The 4,797-nt window shown below is 40.8% G+C and carries 3 protein-coding genes; 1 reads left to right on the top strand and 2 read right to left on the bottom strand.

Going from position 1 to position 4,797, the window contains the following annotated elements:
* Nucleotides 1-82: 82 nt before the first annotated feature.
* Entirely contained in the window at nt 83-508 is a 426-nt protein-coding gene (gene msrB, locus VLN09_RS04170; protein ID WP_325243970.1) for a peptide-methionine (R)-S-oxide reductase MsrB, read from the bottom strand.
* A gap of 431 nt (nt 509-939) precedes the next feature.
* Between msrB and VLN09_RS04165 the strand changes: the two genes are divergently transcribed.
* The gene (locus VLN09_RS04165) at nt 940-2,580 is read left to right on the top strand and encodes an aminotransferase class I/II-fold pyridoxal phosphate-dependent enzyme (RefSeq protein ID WP_325243969.1); all 1,641 of its coding nucleotides are present in this window, start codon (nt 940-942) and stop codon (nt 2,578-2,580) included.
* A gap of 109 nt (nt 2,581-2,689) precedes the next feature.
* Here VLN09_RS04165 and VLN09_RS04160 read toward each other — a convergent pair whose 3' ends face one another.
* Nucleotides 2,690-4,297, bottom strand: coding sequence for an inorganic phosphate transporter (locus VLN09_RS04160; RefSeq protein ID WP_325243967.1), 1,608 nt, complete (start codon nt 4,295-4,297; stop codon nt 2,690-2,692).
* Nucleotides 4,298-4,797: the final 500 nt, after the last annotated feature.

Genomic DNA, 4,797 nt, shown 5'->3' with positions numbered 1-4,797 from the left:
AACGCAATGAATAAGGAGTAGGAAGCAATTTATATTCCCTACCCTTTATATAGGCTTATTATTAACACATCTATCGCTTTAACTATTCTTCAGACTTATCTAAATCGATAGACAACGAATTTATGCAATAGCGCATGCCAGTGGTCTCACTTGGACCATCAGGGAACACATGACCCAAATGCGCGCCGCAATTACTACAAGTAACTTCAGTACGGCGCATGCCTAGTGAGTCATCGACATGCTCATCGATGGCGCTATTGTCGATACCTTGATCAAAACTTGGCCAGCCGCACCCTGCATCAAACTTGTTGTCTGATTCAAATAAGTTTGCACCGCAGCCTTTACAGCGATAGATGCCCTTGTCGTTCATATCGTTATAAACACCAGTAAATGGACGCTCTGTGCCTTTCTCGCGCAGCACATGATACTCCTCAGCGCTTAGGCGCTCTTTCCAGTCAGCCTCGGTTAATTGGCTAATTTCTTCTTTGCTCAGTTGATTGTCTTGCATAACGTATCCTTATGGAATGACTGTTTGTCTACTCTAGCGTGAGTTATTTTTCATCAAAGCTTTATCGATTTTTATAAAAACGATGGCTTTTATCTGTTGGCGAGCGCTCTATTATTCAAGATGCCTATCGTAAGAATATTCAGAACAAAAATACGGAATCGTAGTGACTGACAATAGCAGATATAACAGTCAGCGCAATAAAAGGATACTAAACACCTTAATGCAAGTTATTCTTGCATTTATAGCAACTTGTATTAGGATAATTATAATTCATGAAGAAACTTGCATTTCATTTTCTAATGCAATAATATCTTGCATTAGAAAATAATTAAAAGTATTTCTCTTCTACAGTATTCTCTTAATACTGTAAAAGAGAATTGGTTTCGTTATTTGATTAATGAAAGATTGATAAAATAAAAAAGGCTTAAACAATGACGGCTGATGATAAGACTAAAAGCACACAAGCTGAACGACTGGTACAGCTGCGCCGTGACAAAGGAATGACGGCAGAGCAGTTGGCACAAGCGATGACTGCTGCTGGCTCTAAAGTCAGTCGCGGTGCTATCTCTAATTGGGAGCGTGGGACCAATGGGATTGTCTCGTCTAAACTCCCTACGCTCGCGCGTATCTTAAGCTGTAGCGAAGGATATTTATTGCGCGGAGAGCTTGAAATTGATAGCCAATCAGATGTCGATGTAAAGAATATACCGTCAGACAATACCAATGAATATTTCGAATCTAGTGAGCAACCTTATAGCGACAGTCAAATCACACAAACACCTATAACCTCTTCTACTCTCCGCAAAATTTCACCAAATAATCTGATGAGTGCTCCCTCTATGAATACAATAAAAAAATCTGATAAATTACAAAACGTCTGCTATGACATTCGCGGTCCTCTGCTGCAAACTGCTAATAAGATGGAAGCGGAAGGCAAGCGTATCTTGAAGCTCAATATCGGCAACCCTGCTCCTTTTGGTTTAGAGGCGCCGCATGAAATTTTACGTGATGTGGCGATGAATCTTTCAGAAGCTACTGGCTATTCAGACTCGCAAGGGATTTTTTCAGCACGTAAAGCGGTTCTGCAATATTATCAATCAAAGGGGCTACTATCGGCAGTCGATGTGCGTGATGTTTACCTAGGTAATGGCGTCTCTGAGCTGATTGTCATGACCATGCAAGCCTTGATGAATGATGGCGATGAAGTACTGGTTCCTATGCCAGACTACCCGCTTTGGACGGCCGCTGCCAATCTAGCAGGCGGTACCGCCGTGCATTATCGCTGCAATGAAGAAGACAACTGGCACCCTGATATTGAAGACATCAAATCTAAAATCACCAGCAAAACCAAAGGTATTGTGGTGATTAATCCCAATAACCCGACAGGCGCACTATATAGTGATGAAGTACTGATGCAAATCATTGAGGTCGCAAAAGAGCATGATTTAATTATTATGGCGGATGAGATTTATGACCGTATTCTTTATGACGATATGGAACATACGCCGATGAGCACCTTAACCGATGAAGTGTTGGTGTTGTCCTATAATGGTTTGTCAAAATCGCATCGCATCGCAGGCTTTCGTGCCGGCTGGATGATGGTTTCAGGTCGTAAAGAACACGCCTCTGACTTTATCGAAGGTTTAGATATGCTCGCTTCTATGCGTCTTTGTTCTAACGTTCAAGGACAGTATGCAATTCAGACAGCCATGGGCGGCTATCAAAGCATGAAAGACTTAACGTCTAAAAAAGGTCGCTTATATAAGCAGCGTGAGTTGGCAGTGACCCGCCTTAATGCGATCAAAGGTATTTCTTGCACCATGCCACAAGGCGCGTTTTATTGCTTTCCAAAGATGGATCCTGAGATTTATCCTATCAAAGATGATATGCAGTTTATGATGGATTTATTGTTAGAAGAAAACGTATTAATGGTACAAGGAACAGGATTTAACTGGGACAAAAACGACCATTTCCGCTTGGTATTTTTACCCAACTTACACGATTTAGAAGACGCTATGGATCGATTAGACCGCTTCTTTGCTAAAAAGCGTAAGCAGTTTGGTACTGATTAATTTAGAGTTTATACCTATATTTTTGTATAAAAAAGCGCTTACCGATATGATATCGATAAGCGCTTTTTATGTGTATCAATTAAAACTTAAATGACTCTGATTTCAAATGTTAAAAGATATTTATCAGCACGATATAACTGATTGCAGACATGCTTGCTGCTGCAGGAAGCGTAATAATCCATGCCAAACCAATCGGCTTCATCAGCGCCCAGTTGGTGTCTCTATTGACTATACCAATGCCAAGTACAGCACCGACCAAGATATGCGTGCTCGATACTGGTATACCCATCGTCGATGCACCCATAACAACCGAGGCAGCAGCCAATTCAGCTGAGAAACCAGAAGCAGGATGCATTTTTGCCAAGTTAGTACCAACAGTTTGAATCACTTCTTTACCAATAAACCAAAGACCAACAATTAGTGCCACACCAAAAGTTAACATCACAGCAGGTGGTACCGCCGCTTCTGTTGAAATACTATTGGTACGAATAACATCCATAATCGCAGCAAATGGACCAACAGCGTTGGCAATATCGTTCGAGCCATGACTAAAAGCAAATGCTGATGCAGTAAAGACTTGCATCCAGCTAAACATAATAAACGTCGCTTTGGTCAAATCTTCTTTATGCTTACCGCGGATACTCTTAGTATAAATATAAGTCGCAAGCCATACTAGCGCTGCTATCATCCCCATGATTAAAAAGCCTTGCAACGTCGTTATACCATTATTGACGTTTTTCAGACCTTTGAAGATAACCAAAGAGGCCATGACCGCACCGCCTGCAGCCGCCATAATAGGCGCCCATTGCTTCAGTGCTTTTAAGGTATCGAGGTTGCTGCGCTCGTTTTCAACCTTATAAAGCTCTTTGTAATAATCCGTCTCTAAATCTTCAACCAAGCAGTCATCATCTTTATATATTTCTTGATCACGTAACAATGCTGACGTATAAGCCAACTGCTCAGACTCGGTTAGACCATCCAAATACGCTTTATGCATTTGCTTTAGCGTCTTTTTACTGTCTTTTAGAACTGCAATATGCGCCTCTATTTTATCATTATACGCAATGATATTTTTCTTAATCTGTCCATATAACAGATAAGAAAAAATGCCGCCTAATAGCGGTGATATAATCCAAGAGATGGCAATCATGCCAATCTTGCCCCAATTCACTGTTGATAACGCCATTTCAGTACCACCTAAGGTGATACCCAATACAATAGAGCTACCCACTATGCCGCCAATAATCGCATGTGTGGTCGAAACCGGCAAACCTTTTTTGGTGGCAAACAACAGCCAAAATGCAGCAGCAATGAGCGCTGAAAGCATGACATAAATGAACTGATTGGGTGTCACTGACAACCCATCTAAATTGACAATGCCGCTCCGAACGGTATCGGTCACTTCACCACCGGCAAGTACCGCCCCTGATACTTCAAATATCGCTGCCACACCTAGTGCTTGTGGAATCGTTAACGTCCCTGCACCGACTGAGGTGCCAAATGAATTGGCAACGTCATTACCGCCGATATTGAATGCCATGAAAACACCAAAAGCAGTGGCGACAATAAACAGCGTCGTCTGCTGATGCATGGTGTAATCTAGACCCCACCACAAAAAGTAGGCGGTCATTCCAATCATTAAAACGACAAAAAGTAGGTTAATTTTCATAGAGCCGACTGATTTTGTTGGTCCTGTAGAGCTACTGCTAATACCCATACGTTGATACGTCCTGCGTAAGCTGATTTAAATGATATGATTGATGATATTAAAACCCATTATCCAAAATACTATAAAGCCGCAAGTTATGTTGCTAAATCATCCGATTAGAGCATCTTGCGGCTTATATATTTACGAGAATAATGTCATTATTACGAGTCTGATTGTCATGACAATATATTAATAGAAAAAGATAAAAATATAGACAGTCATGTCGCTAAACCATCTTAAATAGCTTAGCTGATTACGCGGCTATTATAATAAATATAAAAGCATAATGCATATTGATATTAGAAGATTTGTAACTGTAGATATACGCTTTAAAAATAGGCGCATTTAGAAAAATTATGCCAAGTCCTTTCCGTCTCTATCTATTTTTACAACGGTTATCCATAAAAAATAAAAGCAGCCATTAATCCCCAGATACCCATGTTGATAGCCGCTCGATAGCATGGTCTAAAACATCCAAACGCGCCTGCCGTTTATCATTGGTAACAATG

Origin of the sequence: Psychrobacter sp., from assembly GCF_035469765.1 — a bacterium.
Taxonomy (GTDB): Bacteria; Pseudomonadota; Gammaproteobacteria; order Pseudomonadales; family Moraxellaceae; genus Psychrobacter.
The sequence above is the reverse complement of the archived record's forward strand: the minus strand, read 5'-3'. Positions and strand labels throughout refer to the sequence as shown.